The sequence below is a fragment of the Thermoflexus hugenholtzii JAD2 genome (genome assembly GCF_900187885.1).
GTDB lineage: Bacteria > Chloroflexota > Anaerolineae > Thermoflexales > Thermoflexaceae > Thermoflexus > Thermoflexus hugenholtzii.
In genome coordinates, this window is the sequence record NZ_FYEK01000078.1 from 58710 (window position 1) to 74503 (window position 15794).

15 protein-coding genes are annotated in these 15794 nt (G+C 65.3%); 4 read left to right on the top strand and 11 right to left on the bottom strand.

The window, feature by feature from the left end; translation table 11 throughout:
• Positions 1-35: 35 nt before the first annotated feature.
• From CFB18_RS14600 to CFB18_RS14650, 11 genes are all read right to left on the bottom strand, one after another.
• Entirely contained in the window at positions 36-743 is a 708-nt protein-coding gene (locus tag CFB18_RS14600; protein ID WP_088572533.1) for an ABC transporter ATP-binding protein, read from the bottom strand.
• On the bottom strand, positions 722-1498 hold the full coding sequence (locus CFB18_RS14605) for an ABC transporter ATP-binding protein (protein ID WP_088572534.1): 777 nt from the start codon (positions 1496-1498) through the stop codon (positions 722-724). Before CFB18_RS14605 ends, CFB18_RS14600 begins: the two co-directional genes overlap by 22 nt.
• Positions 1499-1630: 132 nt before the next feature.
• Complete coding sequence (locus CFB18_RS14610) at positions 1631-2941, bottom strand: substrate-binding domain-containing protein (RefSeq protein WP_088572535.1); 1311 nt, start codon at positions 2939-2941, stop codon at positions 1631-1633.
• 17 nt (positions 2942-2958) lie between these two features.
• Positions 2959-3396, bottom strand: coding sequence for a MaoC family dehydratase (locus tag CFB18_RS14615; protein ID WP_088572536.1), 438 nt, complete (start codon positions 3394-3396; stop codon positions 2959-2961).
• Positions 3389-4411, bottom strand: coding sequence for a 3-oxoacyl-ACP synthase (locus tag CFB18_RS14620; protein ID WP_088572537.1), 1023 nt, complete (start codon positions 4409-4411; stop codon positions 3389-3391). Before CFB18_RS14620 ends, CFB18_RS14615 begins: the two co-directional genes overlap by 8 nt.
• Entirely contained in the window at positions 4408-5937 is a 1530-nt protein-coding gene (locus CFB18_RS14625) for a long-chain-fatty-acid--CoA ligase (protein ID WP_088572538.1), read from the bottom strand. The genes CFB18_RS14620 and CFB18_RS14625 overlap by 4 nt, the downstream gene beginning before the upstream one ends.
• A 7-nt stretch (positions 5938-5944) precedes the next feature.
• The gene (locus CFB18_RS14630) at positions 5945-6997 is read right to left on the bottom strand and encodes an alpha/beta fold hydrolase (RefSeq protein WP_200808247.1); all 1053 of its coding nucleotides are present in this window, start codon (positions 6995-6997) and stop codon (positions 5945-5947) included.
• A gap of 42 nt (positions 6998-7039) precedes the next feature.
• Positions 7040-7795 (bottom strand): 3-hydroxybutyrate dehydrogenase, encoded by a 756-nt coding sequence (locus CFB18_RS14635; RefSeq protein WP_088572539.1) that lies wholly within the window; start codon positions 7793-7795, stop codon positions 7040-7042.
• A gap of 28 nt (positions 7796-7823) precedes the next feature.
• The gene (locus tag CFB18_RS14640) at positions 7824-9338 is read right to left on the bottom strand and encodes an acyl-CoA synthetase (RefSeq protein ID WP_088572540.1); all 1515 of its coding nucleotides are present in this window, start codon (positions 9336-9338) and stop codon (positions 7824-7826) included.
• Positions 9335-10141 carry an alpha/beta fold hydrolase gene (locus CFB18_RS14645; protein ID WP_159461797.1) on the bottom strand — a complete coding sequence of 269 codons (807 nt, stop codon included), beginning with the start codon at positions 10139-10141 and terminating at the stop codon, positions 9335-9337. The genes CFB18_RS14640 and CFB18_RS14645 overlap by 4 nt, the downstream gene beginning before the upstream one ends.
• The gene (locus CFB18_RS14650; protein WP_088572542.1) at positions 10119-10742 is read right to left on the bottom strand and encodes a TetR/AcrR family transcriptional regulator; all 624 of its coding nucleotides are present in this window, start codon (positions 10740-10742) and stop codon (positions 10119-10121) included. Before CFB18_RS14650 ends, CFB18_RS14645 begins: the two co-directional genes overlap by 23 nt.
• Before the next feature lie 246 nt (positions 10743-10988).
• Between CFB18_RS14650 and CFB18_RS14655 the strand changes: the two genes are divergently transcribed.
• The 4 genes from CFB18_RS14655 to aceA all read left to right on the top strand — a co-directional run bounded on the left by CFB18_RS14655 (position 10989) and on the right by aceA (position 15785).
• A complete protein-coding gene (locus CFB18_RS14655; protein ID WP_088572543.1) occupies positions 10989-11975 on the top strand; it encodes a sensor histidine kinase in 987 nt (328 codons plus the stop codon).
• The gene (locus CFB18_RS14660) at positions 11969-12628 is read left to right on the top strand and encodes a response regulator (RefSeq protein ID WP_088572544.1); all 660 of its coding nucleotides are present in this window, start codon (positions 11969-11971) and stop codon (positions 12626-12628) included. Before CFB18_RS14655 ends, CFB18_RS14660 begins: the two co-directional genes overlap by 7 nt.
• A 228-nt stretch (positions 12629-12856) precedes the next feature.
• A complete protein-coding gene (aceB, locus tag CFB18_RS14665) occupies positions 12857-14455 on the top strand; it encodes a malate synthase A (protein ID WP_088572545.1) in 1599 nt (532 codons plus the stop codon).
• Positions 14456-14477: 22 nt separating this feature from the next.
• Positions 14478-15785 (top strand): isocitrate lyase, encoded by a 1308-nt coding sequence (aceA, locus tag CFB18_RS14670; protein ID WP_234977069.1) that lies wholly within the window; start codon positions 14478-14480, stop codon positions 15783-15785.
• Positions 15786-15794: the final 9 nt, after the last annotated feature.

Here is a 15794-nt window from a genome sequence, read left to right on the forward strand (position 1 = left end):
AGCCAGGAGGACCAGAGCGATCACCCATGTTCCCTTCATAGGGTTACTCCCAAATAGCGCTCGAGCCATCCTCGGTTTTCCCGCAACTCCGCCATCGGTCCGCTTCGCACCACCCTCCCGTCCTCCATCAGGAGGTAATGGTCCGCCACATGCTGGACGGCGTGAAAGTTCTGCTCCACCAAGAGGATCGACACCTCCCCGCGCAGCTTGTGGATGGCATCCATCACCTGCTCCACCAGCATCGGGGCTAAGCCCTCGCTGGGCTCATCGATGAGGAGAAGGCGGTTCTCCGGGACCAGGGCGCGGGCGATGGCCAGCATCTGCTGCTGGCCACCGGATAAAAGGCCAGCGGGCTTTTTCAGCGCTGCCTTCAGGTCCGGGAAAAGATGGAAGATCCAGTCTGCCCGCCGGGCCAGATCCCCCCGGCGCCGCTCTGCCAGCTTCAGGTTTTCCTCCACCGTAAGGCTCCGGAAGATCGCCCGATGCTCCGGAACGTAGCCAATGCCCCGCCGCGCGATCTCATCGGTGGGACGCCCCCGGAGTTCCTCCCCCAGGAACCATATGCTTCCCTGGGTGGCCGGCCAGAGGCCCATGATGGTGCGCAGGGTGGTGGTCTTTCCCACTCCGTTTCGGCCCAGCAGGACAGTCAGGCTTCCTGCCTTCACCGCGAAAGAAACCCCCTTCAGGATGTGAAAGGACCCAACGAACGTATGAACCTCCTTCAATTCGAGGACGGCATCCATGTCCGTTCCCCCAAGTATGCGCGTTGGACTTCCTCATCGCGGGCGATCTCCTCCGGGGTGCCTTCCGCCAGCACGCGCCCGTGATGGAGGACGGTTACCCGATGGGCCAAGCGCATCACCAGGTCGATCTTGTGCTCGATCAGGAGGATGGTCCGCCCTCGCCGCTGGTGGATCTCCTCAATGAGGCGGATCAGCCGAGGGATCTGCTCGAGGGCCATCCCGGCCGCCGGCTCGTCCAGCAGCATGAGCTCCGGCTCCTGAGCCAGGAGCATCGCGATCTCCAGCCACCGCCGATGCCCGTGGGAGAGGATACGGGCCGGGAGATCAGCCAGCTCCGCCATGCCGATCTCATGCAGCACCGCCCAGGCCCGATCCAGATACCGGTGGAGCCGGCCGGCCGGGACCCAGAAGCGGAAGTTATCAGGCCCCAGGGCCTGGGCGGCCAATCGCACGTTCTCCAGGACGCTCAGGTTGGGGAAGACATGAATGAGCTGATAGGCGCGGCCGATCCCCAGATGCGCCCGACGGTAAGGGGGGAGATCCGTGATGTCCTGGCCTCGGTAGAAGATGCGGCCGGCGCTGGGACGCAATGCGCCTCCGATCAGGTTGAAGAGCGTGGACTTGCCGGCTCCGTTGGGCCCGATGAGGGCGTGGATGGCGCCCACCTCCACCCGCAGATTCACTCGATCCACCGCCCGCAACCCTCCGAAATCCTTTGTCAATTCCCGGGTCTCCAGAAGAATCCCCCCTGGCATCCCTCCCCTCCCTGGACCTTGGTCGGCCCCCTTCGCTTGCCGGATCCTACCTTCGCCTTTATCCTCGAGAAGGGTTCGCCCCGGTGAGGGCGGGCAGCGCCCCGTGCCCCTCAGCTGCCCGCCCCTCACCGCCTACGGTTTGGGACAGCGCTCCTGATAGGGACCCTCCAGCATGCACGGCGGCGCTGTCTCCTCCGGCGAGAACTCCTTGATCAGCTCGAAGAACCGGAACTGGGGATCCTTGGGATCCTTCAGACGGACCAAATACATGGGCTGCAGGGCAACGTGGTCATAGGGACGGATGATGTAAGTGCCCTTTGGGCCCTGGAAGGTCATGCCCTCGAAGACGGGGATCAAGGCCTCCGCCCGGGCATCGCCGTTGGTTTTCTTCAGCCCCTCGACCACCATGATCGCCGCGGCCATGCCACCTGCGGTGAAGAGATCAGGCGGCGTCCCGAACTTCTCCTGGTGACGCTTCACCAGCCAGTCGTTGACCGGGTTCTTAGGCAACGTGTAGTGATAGACACTCACGCCGACCGCTCCCACCGCGGAAGCATAGCCAGAGGCGATGCTCTGGTTGTCCCCCATCCCGGTGGCCACCGTCATCTTCTGGAAGATCCCCAGATCCTGCATCTGCTGAAAGAGCGGCACAAACCCTGCGCCGGCCCAGGTCACGATGAGGACCTCCGCGTTCGCATCCAGCACCCGCTGGAGGTAAGGGGTGAAATCCGTGGTCTCCAGAGGGATGAAGATCGTCCCTGCGCCCTCAGGGGTGTCGTTGATGGTGAAGCGGCCGCCCAGGCTTTTGACCACGTTGTAAAACGCACGAGCGGAGCCATGGCCGAAGGCATAATCCGGGGCGATCTGCACGAAGGTCTTGCCCATCTCGATCAGGGCCTTGCCCATCGTCAGGGCATCCTGCACGCTGGTCCGGCTGGTCCGGAAGGTGTAGGGATTGAAGTTCTTGCCGGTGATGTCCGGGCTGGCCGCCGGCTCCGCGATCAGGATGACTTTGTGCTCCTCGGCCACCTTCTGGACGGCCAGGGTGACGCCGGAGCTGGGGGCTCCGACTAAGATCTCCACGCCCTCAGCCTCGATGAGCTCGCGGGCCTGGGCCACCCCTTTCTCCGGGTCGCTGGCATTGTCGCGGACGATGACTTGGATGGGGCGGCCCGCCACCTCCATCGTCCCGCCGGTGGCGTATTCCAGGCCCAGCATGAAGCCGTTCTCCAGCATGGGTCCATAGAGCGCCAGGGAGCCGGAGCGGTCGGTGAGCAGGCCGATCTTCAGCGGCTTGCCCGGTGTTGGGGATGGGATGGGGGCCACCGTGGGCGTGGCCGGGGCAGGTGCCGCGGTGGGCGTCGGCGAGGGTGCCACCGGCGCCGCGCAGGCCCCGGCCAGCAACAGGAGAACTATCCATCCTACCAGGCGGTAACACTTCATCTCCCACCTCCTTCTGTTCAGGTTCGCTGATCATCGGCAGGACGCCGAAGATCGCCTCCCGGAGCCAGAACGACTGCTTCCCCGCGCAACACCTCCTCGCCGTGCTGGTTGAGGCAGCGTGTCGCCAGGGTGATCACCGGCTTGTCCTCTCGGATTCGGACCACCTCCACCACCGCGGTGACCGTGTCACCAAGGTAGACCGGCCGGAGGAACTCCAAAGTCTGGCGGAGGTAGATCGTCCCCGGACCCGGCAATATCCGCCCCAGGACGGCGGAGATCAGCCCCGCCACCAGCATCCCGTGGGCGATGGGCCGGCCGAAGCGAGTGTTTCGGGCGAACTCCTCATCCAGATGCAACGGATTATCGTCCCCGGTCAGCGCCGCGAAGGCCTCTACATCCGCGCGAGTGATCGTCTTCGTCCATGAGGCGGTGGCGCCAATCCGCAGCTCAACCATGAGGACCTCCCCACCGGAGCACGGTGGCACCCCAGGAGTATCCCGTGCCGGCACTCAGCAGCACCACCACATCGCCGTTCCGCAGACGGCCCGCCTCTCGCGCCAGGTAAAGACCGAGCAGGGGATCCGCCGCGGAAAGATGCCCGTAATCCGAAAGGTAGATCGCCTGGGATTCCGCTAAACCCAGAGTAGAGAGCAGGGCCTCGAAGAGGGAACGCTTGGTGTGCAGCGGGATCAGGAAATCGGGGCCATGACATCCGCTCCGAGCGATGGCCTCCCGTACCACCCCTACGAAATAATCGAGGGTGATGGGATCCAGCATGGCCTTCATCTGGACCGGATCCGTGACATCGAAATAATGCAGGCGCCGCTCCACGGTCTCGTGGCTGGGCGGGAGCACGGAGCCGCCCGCCGGGACCCGCACGAACTCGGCGAAACGGCCGTCGGTGCGCAATGCGGATTCCAGCACCACGTTGAAGGGGTGATCCCGCCGGAGCAAACAGGCCGCCGCCCCGTCGCCGAAGTTGAACATAAAGCGGGCGCGGTGGTTGGTGTAATCCAGGAGCATGGACTCGTTGGAGGCCGCTACCAGCAGGACGTGGCGCAGGGAGGGATCGGCCAGCATCATGCTTCGAGCCGCCTTCATGGCGAAAGGGAGCCCGGCCGAGGTCCCGCAGATCTCGAAGGCATAGGCCCGATGGGCCCCCAGAAGCGCCTGGATACGGGGCGCGGCCAGCCACACGTAGTAATCCTTATGCATGCTCCCGAAGTAGATCAAGGCGTCCACCTCCTCCGGCGGAACCCCGGCGTCCTGGAGGGCGCGCCGGCTGGCCTCGGCGGCCATCATGGAGACCGTCTCCCCCTTTCCCGACACATCCGCGATGCGCTTCTGGTTCAGGCCGAACTTGACGCGGATGACCTCCTCGGGGATGCCGGAGGCCGCGGCCAGCTCCCCTGCGGTCATTGCCCGCTCCGGGAGATAGACGCCCAGCCCGGCGATGCCGATCACGGTCATGACGTCCCCCCATAACGAGCCTTCACTTCGGAACGCACGATTTTCCCCAGTGCATTCCGAGGCAGGGCCTCAACGAAAACCACGGACTTGGGGATCTTATAACGAGCCAGGCGCCCCTCACACCAGGCCAACAACTCCTCCGGCTCCGCTTTCCAACCCGGACGCAAAACCACCACAGCCCGCCCCACCTCTCCCCATTTCGGATCCGGCACCCCAATGACGCATACCTCTTGAACAGCAGGATGCTGCGCCAACACTGCTTCTACCTCCGCTGGATATACATTGAGACCCCCGCTCTTAAACATCTCTTTCAGACGCCCAACAATGTAGGTGAATCCCTTCTCATCACGGTAAGCTAGATCTCCTGTTCGAAACCAGCCATCCCGGAAAGCATCCACGGTCGCGTCCGGGAGGTTCCAGTATCCCGAAAAGATGTTGGGACCACGCAGCCAAAGCTCCCCGACTTCGCCCGGCTTCGCTTCATGACCTTCAGGGGTTACGATGCGAGCTTCGGTGAAGAAGGCCGGCTTGCCGATGAAGCCCAGGGACCGGGTTCCCTGTTCGAATTCCTCCGGCTCCAGCATGAACGCTGTAGGGGACGTCTCGGTCAGCCCATAGCCACCCCCGAAAGGCAAACCCCGCTTTCGAAAGGCCTCCACAACCTCCAGCGGACAGCGATCACCGCCGTTGTAGAAGGCCCGCACACTGGACAAATCCGTTCGATCGAAGAGGGGCGAACTGAGTAGCATCTGAAAGATTGTGGGCACGCCCATCACGATGGTCACCCTTTCCTGCTCGATCAACCGAAGGGCCTCATCAGGATCAAAACGCCGAGGCATCACCACACGCCCACCCACCAGCAAGGTGGGTAAAGTGAAGAGGCCGATACCCCCAACATGAACTAAAGGAAGAAGGGTGAGGGTTGTGTCCTCTGCTGTGATACGGAGGGCGATGATATCGTTCATCGCGTTCCAGAATTGGTTGGCATGTGTCAACACCGCCCCTTTGGGACGCCCCGTGGTTCCGGAGGTGTAGACGATCAGAAGGGGAAGATCCCAGGAGAGAGGATTCCCGGGCTCATGCTCTGGGTGGCCTGCAACCCAAGAGACGTAAGACAGCGCTCCTTCTACCGACTCTTCAGCAAGAACGACAACTTCTTCCAGAGAGCCCTGGGCACGAAGTGGCTCAATCATCGAAGCCTGTTCGAGCCCCACAAACAGAATGCGCACTCCTGCATCCTGGATCTGATAGAGAAGCTCTGGGACAGCCAAACGGTAGTTCAGCGGAACCACGATCAGCCCGATCTTGGCGGCACCGAAAAGCAAGAACAGGAAACGGGGATCGTTCATGGAGAGTATTCCTATTCGATCCCCTTCCCGCAGACCCATGGCTCGCAGTGCATGCGCTGCGCGATTCGCCTCAAAATTCAGCGCTCCATAGGTATAACGGCTGGTTGGCGTAACCAATGCCTCCCGCTCGGGATGGAGATGGGCATGCTTATAAATCCAGTAGCCAACGCCATACATAATGGCTTCACCTCCTCAAGTAAGCGTGGAGGATCTCCTGGAAGACCTCCGGGCGCTCCAGATAAGGGGTGTGGCCGGCATCGGGGATCTCTTCCTCCTGATATCGGCCTCCGGCCGCCTCATACCGCTCCAGCACCCGGCGGGTTTGGGCGACCATCGGCTGAGGGGGATAGATTGCCTCTCCGGGCCAGCCGGGGACGAGGCCGATGGATCCAAGGTAGCCGAAATCAAACAGGGAATGATCCGAGACGACGACATCCTCCGCCCCCCGGATCCAGAGGATAGGCGGCTTGGGGTCGATCGCCGCCAGGGCGCTCAGGTTGCAATACTTCGGGCTCATGGCGTTGTTCACCCCGCGGGTTCCGGGAGCGATTCCCGGCCAGTTAGCGGAGATCTGGAAATCACCGGGATAGTTCTCCTCGCCCACAGCGGTGCGCACCATCGATTCCACCAGGATGTCCTCCCGGGGATGGAGGAAGGGCGCTTTCCCATAGAAGGCGCGGAGCACGCGACGCGGGGAGAAATCGCTCTCCTCGCCTCGATCCCCTGCCGCCAGCCGGCGCACGAACTCCGGGTTCGCCGTCCCACCCCCCGAGCCCGCATAGTCCGGCCAGCACGGCGTGCCCTCCGGATCCTTCGTGCCGCCGAACCCATAGGGCGAGAGCGGGTCAACCAGCGTGAGGGAGAAGATCCGCTCGGCGTGATCGATGGCGTATTGCATGGCGATTCCACCACCCATTGAGTGGCCGACCAGATGGAAACGCGCCAGGCCCATGGTCTCTACCAGCGCATGCACGTCGTCGCTGAAATCCCGAAGCCCGCGCGTGGCGTCCACCGGCCGCCGCTCCGATTCCCCATAGCCCCGCAGGTCGGGGGCGATGGCCCGGAAGCCAGGCGGCAGGGTGAGCATCGTTTCCTCCCAGAAGGTCGCGGAGGAGACATTGCCGTGGAGGAAGACCACCGGCTCGCCATCCGGCGGACCAGCGAAGAGAACGTGGAAGGTCAAGCGCGGGGTATGGATCTGCTCACAACGGATCCCTTCCAGATGGGGCATTCGCATCACTCCCTCCCTGAGTCGGAATAAAACTCCCCCTCTCTCCCTTCAACGAGCTGTCCAGCCCAGATCGATGGTCCAGGCGGCCCCGGTGACCGCCGAGGCCTCCTCGGAGCACAGATAGGCGACCAGGGCGGCCACCTCCTCGGGCTCGATCAGGCGACGGATGGCCGCTGGCTCCAGCATGACCTTCTCCACCACCTCTTCGGGGGGAAGCCCTCGCATCCGTGCCTGATCCTGAATCTGGTTCTCCACCAAGGGGGTGCGCACGTAGGCAGGGCAGATCGCGTTCGCCGTGATGCCGTAAGGTCCTCCCTCCAGGGCCGCCACACGGGTGAGGCCGATCAGGCCGTGTTTGGCGGCCACATAGGCGCTCTTGAAGGGCGAGGCCACCAGGCCGTGGATCGAGGCGATGTTCACGATCCGCCCCCAGCGCTGGGCTTTCATGGCCGGCCAGGCGTATTTGATGAGCAGGAAGGGGGCGGTCAGCATCACGGCCAGCATGGCCTCCCAAATCTCCTCTGGGAACGCCTCGATGGGGTCGATGTGCTGGAAGCCCGCGTTGTTGATCAGGATGTGCAGGGCTCCGAAGCGCTCCAGGGTCTCCGCGATGAGGCGACGGCAATCCTCGCGGCGGCGCAAGTCGACGCAGAGGAAAAGACCCCCGATGGAGCGGGCCACCGCCTGCCCGCGCTCCGCCTGGATGTCGGCGACCACCACCTGATCCCCACCCCGGGCCAGCCGCTCGGCGATGGCCCGCCCGATCCCGCTCGCCGCCCCGGTCACCACGGCCACCCGCCCCATTGGCCCCTCCTTAAAATTGACCTGCCGGCTATCCTCCATATCGTTGCCGGAGGGCATTCTTGTCGATCTTCCCCGCACCGGTTTTCGGCAGCTCCTCCACAAAGACCACGGATTTCGGGATCTTATAACCTGCCAGCTGGGAGCGCAGATAGACCAAGAGCGCTTCCTCCGTCAGGGCGCTTCCCGGCCGGCGCACCACGATGGCCCGTCCCACCTCTCCCCACTCCGGGTCCGGCACCCCGATGAGAGCGGCCTCGATCACCTCGGGGTGGCCCAGCATGACGCTCTCCACCTCCGCCGGGTAGATGTTCTCCCCTCCCGAGATGATCACATCCTTGATCCGGCCGACGATGTAGAAATCTCCTTCCTCATCCGCCATGGCCAGATCCCCCGTCCGCAACCAGCCCCCCACGATGGTCCGCGCGGTCTCCTCCGGCCGGTTCCAGTAGCCCGGGATTACATGGGGGCCCCGGATCCACAGCTCCCCCACCTCGCCCGGTCCGACTTCCCGGCCGTCTCGAACCACCCGGACCTCGACGTGGAAGAGCGGGCTTCCAACGGAGCCCGGCTTGTGACGGGCCTTCTCGTCCGGCAACCAGAAGTTGTTCGGTCCGGCCTCGGTCAGGCCGTATCCGGTCTTGAAGGGCACCCCTTTCTCGAAAAAGCGCTCGAAAACCGGCATCGGACACGGGGCGCCGCCGCTGATCACAATACGGCAGCGGGAGAAATCCGCCCGTTCCCACCGGGGATGCTGCTGCAGGCGGATGAACATGGTGGGCACGCCGAAGAAAAGGGTGACCCGCTCCCGCTCCAGCAGATCGAACACCTGGTCCGGATCGAAGGCTGCGCAGAGGATGGAGGCACCACCGATATGAACCAGAGGGGTGGTGAAGACATTAAGGCCGCCGGTGTGGAAAAGGGGGGCGTTCAGGATGGCCACGTCGTCGGGCTGAAGCCCCCAGCTCATCACCGTGTTGACGGCGTTCCAGGTGATCGTGCCATAAGTGAGGATCGCCGCCTTGGGCAGCCCCGTGGTCCCGCCGGTGTAGCACAGCACCCATGGATCCTCCAGATCCAGCGGAACCGGATCCGGCGGCCGGTCCGAGGCCTGCTTGAGCAGCTCCCCCCACACGCGATGCCCGCCTCGGACGGGCTCGTCCAGGGCAATCATCACCGAGGCTGCATCCCCCAGCGTAGCTGCTTTCTCGGAAAGATCCCCGCTGTAGATCAGGGCGCGAGGAGGAATGTCCTGCAAAAGAGCCTGTAGCTCCGGGACAGCCAGCCTCGTGTTAAGGGCCTGCAGGATCACACCGGTCTTGTTACATGCGAAGAGCAGATCGAGATATTCCAGCCGATTCGTGGAAAGGATCGCGAGGATGTCTCCTTTGCGCAGACCCAGGGCGCCCAGGGCGTTCGCTGCCCGGTTGACCCGCTGGTTCCACTCCGCATATGAAATCCACCTTCCGGTGGATGCCTCCATCAACGCCATCCGGCTGGGAGATAGCCGTGCCCGTTTCGCCAGCCAATCAACCGCCGGGATCATCCTGAAGGCTCCTCTCCTTTTAGGAAGGCGATGGCCACGCGGTTGAACTCCTCCGCCCGCTCGATGAAGAAGAGATGACCCGCTTCCGGAAAGAGGACCAGACGGCTGCCCGGGATGCGCGCGTGCAACCGTCGGGCGTTCTCCACCGGGACCACACGATCTTCCATCCCGTGGGCGATGAGGACAGGCGCCTGGATCTCGTGGACACGACTTTCTACATTAAAGGCGAGGGCGGCGGCCAGCTGGCGCTGGTAGGCATAAAGCGGCTGGGGATGAGCAACCCGCCAGGCCACATATTCCTCCAAGACCTCAGGATGCTCACGGAGGAATCGCTCTGTCACAGAGACCGCCCACAAGCGCCGCAAGTCCGTCGCCGGATCGCCGGTCCGTTGGGTGAAGACAGTGAGGCTCTCAGGCGGCATGGGGACCACGTTCGGGCCGCCGAAGGAGGTGCAGCAGAGGATCAGCCGGCCGAGCCGATGCGGATGACGCAGGGCGAACATCTGGGCGATAAAGCCGCCCATGGAAGCGCCGACGACATGGGCCCTCTCGATCCCCAGGGCCTCCAGCAACCCCGCCACATCATCCGCCATCTCCTCGATGGTGTAAGGGAGGTCGAGTTTGTCCGACTGGCCCGCGCCCCGCGGGTCAAGGGCGATGGTCCGGAAATGCTGGGCGAAGGCGGGCAGCTGGCGATGCCAGAGATGATGGTCGCCGCCCAGGCCGGGGATGAAGACCACCGCTTCCCCACGGCCCTGCTCCACATAGAACAGCTGGAGGTCATCCACCCTCACGTGAGGCATCCGCTGCTCCTTTCGGGGGAAGGGCAATGCCATGGCGGATGAAGTCCATCGCAGCCTCGATCACCTCCTCAGGGGGCTCCCGGTTCTCCCACAGCACCCAGCGCATCCCCAGCAGATGCGCGATCCCCATCAGGCAATACGCCAGCGTCTCCGGATCCATCCGGCGGATCTGACCGGCCTCCATGGCTCGGGCCAGACCCCGGGCATACCCCTCCGCCAGGCGCCGGTAGTATTCCCGATACACCTCCTCATCCACGAACTGGCTCTCCAGGACGATTCGGTAGAGAAAGCGGTGCTGGAGGACAAAGCGGAAAAAGGCCCGATAACCCTCGCGCTCGATCTCCAGACGATCCTGGAGGCTCGCCACGGCCATCGCGATGAACTTGCGGAGCTCATGGCTCATATGGCGGACCAGAGCGCGGAAGATCTCCTCTTTGGAATCGAAATAGAGGTAAAAGGTGCCTTGGGCCACCCCGGCGCGCCGGACGATCTCCGCGATCGAGGCTCGGCGGAACCCCAGCTCCCCGAAGACTTCCTCCGCCGCCTCCAGCAACCGGCGGCGGGTCTGCTCCCCTCGAACCGTCACCGGCGCTCGTGCCATCCCCTTCTCTGGAATATGACAGATGAATCATATATCATATTATTGGAAACAGCGGATTTTGTCAAGCCCTGGGGTCCCTGCTTCCGGAGGCCTTATGGAAAGCAAGGGGGCAGCACGCTGTGGATCTGCTCGCGCAAGGAAAGCCCATTATTATAGAAGAAAGGGCCATCCCCCTTCGCCGAAATCCCGGAGCAGCCGAATCGGTCCGACATGGACCTGAAGGTCTGAACTGGGAGGAGAAACGCGATGCGCTCAGGGGAGACCATCGAGCCCGGAGAGCCGGTGCGGGTGGCTGCTGGGGAGTTACTCCGGCTGGCGATCACATGGCTTCGCGCCGACCGCGGATGGCTCGCTGCCCGCCCCGGATGGCTGGGAGCGGCGGAAACGCTCCTGGCGGGAGCGAGGGAGCCGGAGGCAGCCGCGGCCTGTTTTGTCCGCCGGTTCCCACTCGAGGAGGGAGACGTGGAAATCGGGGAGCTGGGATTGGTCTGGGCCCGGGAGCCGAAGCCGGAGCCCGATGATCCGGTCGCCATGCCCGCCCTCCTTCGAACGGCGGCGGCCCTCCTTCGGCTGGCGCGGGAGCAGCAGGCCTCCCGCCGCCTGCTCCACGTCCAGGAGCAGGAGCTCTGCCGCATCGTCCTGGACATCCACGACGGCCCGGTCCAGGACATCTTCGCCGCTCTCTCCCAGATCCAGTTGCTGCTGCGCGCCGGACCACGGGGCCGGACGATGCGCCGTCGCCTGGAGCAGACGGCCGGGCTCTTGGAGCGCTCCCTCACCGAGATCCGCACTTTCATCGGGGCCTTCCGCCCCCCGGAGTTCGAACACCGCCCGCTGCTGGCGATGGTCCACGGCCTGATCCTTCAGCACGAAGTCCTCACCGGCCACGAGGTCCATCTGGAGGTGGAGGGGAATCTCCCCGCGCCTCCGCTCCCGGTCAAGATCGCCCTCTACCGGCTGCTCCAAGAGGCGCTGAACAACGCGGCCCGCTACGCCGGCGTCTCCCGCTACACCGTCCGCTTGCGCGGCGAACCCCACGGGCTCTGGCTGGAGGTGCGCGATGAAGGCCAGGGGTTCGATCCGGGTCGCTATTTAGAGAACCCCTCCCCCGAGGCCATGCGCCACTTCGGGCTGCGGGGCATGCGGGATCGGGCGGAGCTGTTGGGCGGACGGTTCGAGATCGAGAGCGCCCCAGGCCGCGGAACCTCCATCCGGGTGTGGCTGCCATGCTGAAAGGGAAGAGCGGGCTTCCCCGTCGGATCCGGGTCGTGTTGGCCGACGATCATCCCCTCGTCCTGGAGGGCTTGCGCGCCATGCTCCGGGCCGAGGAGGACATGGAAGTCGTTGCGGCGGTGACCGATGGGGCGGAGCTGATCCCCATCGTGGAGCGCCATCGCCCGGATGTGGTGGTGCTGGATCTCCAGATGCCCGGCCTCTCCGGATGGGATTGCCTGGAGGCCATCCGCCGGGCCAGCCCTGGAACCCGGGTGCTCATCCTCACCGCCTTCGGGGACGGGGAGTTCATCCAGATGGCCATCGAGCGCGAGGCCGACGGGTTTGTGTTGAAGACGGAGCCGCCTCAGCAGACCCTCACGGCCATCCGGCAGGTTGCCCAGGGCCATCTGGTCTTCCCCCAGGCCGCGCGGCGCTGGCTCAGCCGGCAGATCCCCGAGGGACTGGGGGCCCTCACCGCACGCGAGCGCGAGATCCTGGCTCTGGTGGCGGAGGGCCTGAGCAACGCCCAGATCGCCCGACGCCTCGGCGTCCGGGTGGCCACAGTGAAGTTCCACCTGCAGAACATCTTCCAGAAGCTGGGCGTGCGCAATCGAACGGAGGCCGCCCGCTTTTATTTCACTGCCCGCTCCAGCCGCCTTCCCCCAGACTAATCCTCCTAAACGTCCCTGGCTTTCCGACCCGCCCGCGACCTTTCCCAGCAGGCCCGATCCTCGCCCTTCGGCGGGGGAGGCTTCCCCACCTTCGGTCGGCCGGGGCCGCCCTCCTGCCGGCGCGGCTCGACCCCTCGAAAGACCGTTGTGAGGACCGACCCGGGCGGATACGATGAGGACAACCGCCGCCACAACAGGTGGCGGCATCCTATCCCGGAGGAAGGTCGGATGCGCGCGGCGCTGGAGGGGATCGAGATCCGGGGACCCGTGGAAGAGCCCTTCGCGGAGATCCTGACCCCGGAGGCGGTGGCCTTCGTCGCCGAGCTGGCCCGCGCCTTCGAAGAGGAGCGGCAGCGCCTGCTGGCCCAACGCCGGGAGCGCTATGCCCGTCTGGCGGCCGGGGAACGCCCGGACTTTCCCTCGGAGACGCAGGCGATCCGCGCGGCGGACTGGCGAGTGGCCCCGCCTCCGAAGGACCTGCGCTGCCGATGGGTGGAGATCACCGGGCCGACGGATCGCAAGATGGTGATCAACGCCCTCAACTCCGGGGCCCAGGTCTTCATGGCGGATTTCGAGGATGCGAACGTCCCGACCTGGACGAACATGCTTTATGGGCAATGGAACCTTCGGGAGGCGGTGCGGCGGACCATCCGTTACGTCGCGCCCGACGGACGGGAATATCGCCTGGCGGAGGAGACGGCCACGCTGATGGTGCGCCCGCGCGGGCTGCATTTGAACGAGCCCCGCATGCGCGTGGACGGCCGGCCGGTCGCCGGGGCGCTGTTCGACCTCGGGCTGTTCCTCTTTCACAACGCCCAGGAGCTCCTGGCGCGCGGGAGCGGCCCCTACCTCTATCTGCCCAAGCTGGAGGGCTACCACGAAGCCCGTTTCTGGAACCAGGTCTGCGAGGCCGCGGAGGACCGGTTGGATCTGCCCCGCGGCGCCATCCGCGTCTCCGTCCTCATCGAGCATATCCTGGCGGCCTTTGAGATGGAGGAGATCCTGTATGCGCTGCGGGAGCGGATCACGGCGCTGAACCTGGGCCGGTGGGACTACATCTTCAGCATGATCAAGGTCTTCGCCCACGATCCGGCGATGGTCCTCCCCGATCGCAGCCGGCTCACTGTGCCCGCCACCCCCTTCCTCCGGGCCGCCGCCCAACGGCTGGTGCAGGTCGCCCATCGGCGGGGCGCCCACGCCATCGGCGGGATGTCCGCTTACATCCCCCGCCGGGACCCCGCTGCCAACGAGCGGGCCTTCGCGGAGGTGCGGGCGGATAAAACCTGGGAGGTCGGGATGGGCTTCGACGGCGCCTGGGTCGCCCATCCGGGCCTCGTCCCGGTGGTCCAGGAGATCTTCCGGGAGGCCCTGCAGGGGCCGGACCAGCGCCATCGCCTCCCGGAGGGCGAGGTGACGCCGGAGATGTTGCTGCAGGTCCCAGAGGGTCCGATCACGGAAGAAGGGCTGCGGAACAACATCTCCGTCGCGCTGCAATACCTGGGGGCCTGGCTGGCCGGGCGCGGCGCGGTGGCCATCTTCAACCGAATGGAGGACACCGCCACCGCAGAGATCGCCCGCTCCCAGATCTGGCAGTGGCGCCACCACGGCGCCCGCCTGGACGATGGGCGCAGGGTGGATCGAACCCTCTACCACGTCCTTCGAGATCAGGAGATCGCCGCCCTCGAGCAGGCGAGCTCGGAGGAAGGCTTCCGCCTCCGGGAAGCTCAGGGGCTGCTGGACCTCCTGGTGGAAGCGGAGCGCTTCATCCCTTTCCTCACCGAACCGGGGATGGCTTATCTCGAGGAACCGGTCTCGTCCCACGTGTGAACATCCGGACAGGAGGGAAGCGATGGCCCGTGACGGCACGCTGTGGATGGCGGAAGCGGAGGCGCTGGAGCAGCGCTGGGCAACGGATCCGCGCTGGAAGGGCATCCGTCGCGATTACACAGCCCTGGATGTCGTCCGCCTGCGGGGATCCGTGCGGATCGAATACACGCTGGCCCGCCGCGGGGCGGAGCGGCTCTGGCAGCTCCTGCACACGGAGCCCTACGTCGCCACCTTCGGCGCCCTGACCGGAGCTCAGGCCGTGCAGATGGTCCGCGCCGGGCTGAAAGCGATCTACGTGAGCGGCTGGCAGGTGGCCGCCGACGCCAATCTGGCGGGGCAGACCTACCCGGATCAGAGCCTCTATCCCGTCAACAGCGTCCCTGCCCTGGTCCGCCGGATCCAGAACGCCCTGTTGCGAGCGGATCAGATCGATTGGGTGGAGGGGCGCCGGGAGCGCGACTGGCTGGTCCCCATCGTCGCTGACGCCGAGGCCGGGTTCGGAGGGATCATCCACGCTTTCGAGCTGATGAAGGCGATGATCGAGGCGGGGGCGGCCGGGGTGCACTTCGAGGACCAGCTGGCGGCGGAGAAGAAATGTGGCCATCTCGGGGGAAAGGTTCTGATCCCCACCGGCCAGTTCATCCGCATCCTGAACGCCGCCCGGCTGGCCGCCGACGTCCTGGATGTGCCCACCCTGCTCATCGCCCGCACCGATGCGTTGAGCGCCACCCTGCTCACCAGCGACATCGACGAGCGCGACCGTCCCTTCCTGACCGGGGAGCGGACCCCAGAGGGGTATTTCGTCGTGCGGGGTGGGCTGGAGAGCGCCATCGCCCGCGCTCTCGCCTACGCCCCCTACGCGGATCTGCTCTGGTTTGAGACCTCCCGGCCGGATTTGGAGGAGGCCCGGCGGTTCGCCGAGGCCATCCACGCGGCGTTCCCGGGCAAGCTCCTGGCCTACAACTGCTCGCCCTCTTTCAACTGGAAACGCCACCTGGATGACCTCGCCATCGCCCGCTTCCAGCGGGAGCTCGCCGCCATGGGCTACAAGTTCCAGTTCATCACCCTGGCCGGCTGGCATCTGCTCAACCTGCACACCTTTGAGCTGGCCCGCTCTTACCGCCAGGAGGGGATGTCTGCTTACGTCCGCCTCCAGGAGGCGGAGTTCGCCCGGGAGGCGGAGGGATACACCGCGGTCCGCCACCAGCGGGAGGTGGGGACCGGCTACTTCGACGCCGTGGTGCTGGCGGTCACCCGCGGGGCATCCGCCACGGTCGCCCTCGCCGGCTCCACAGAAGCCGAACAGTTCCACGGAACCACCCACCCCTGAGTCCTCCGG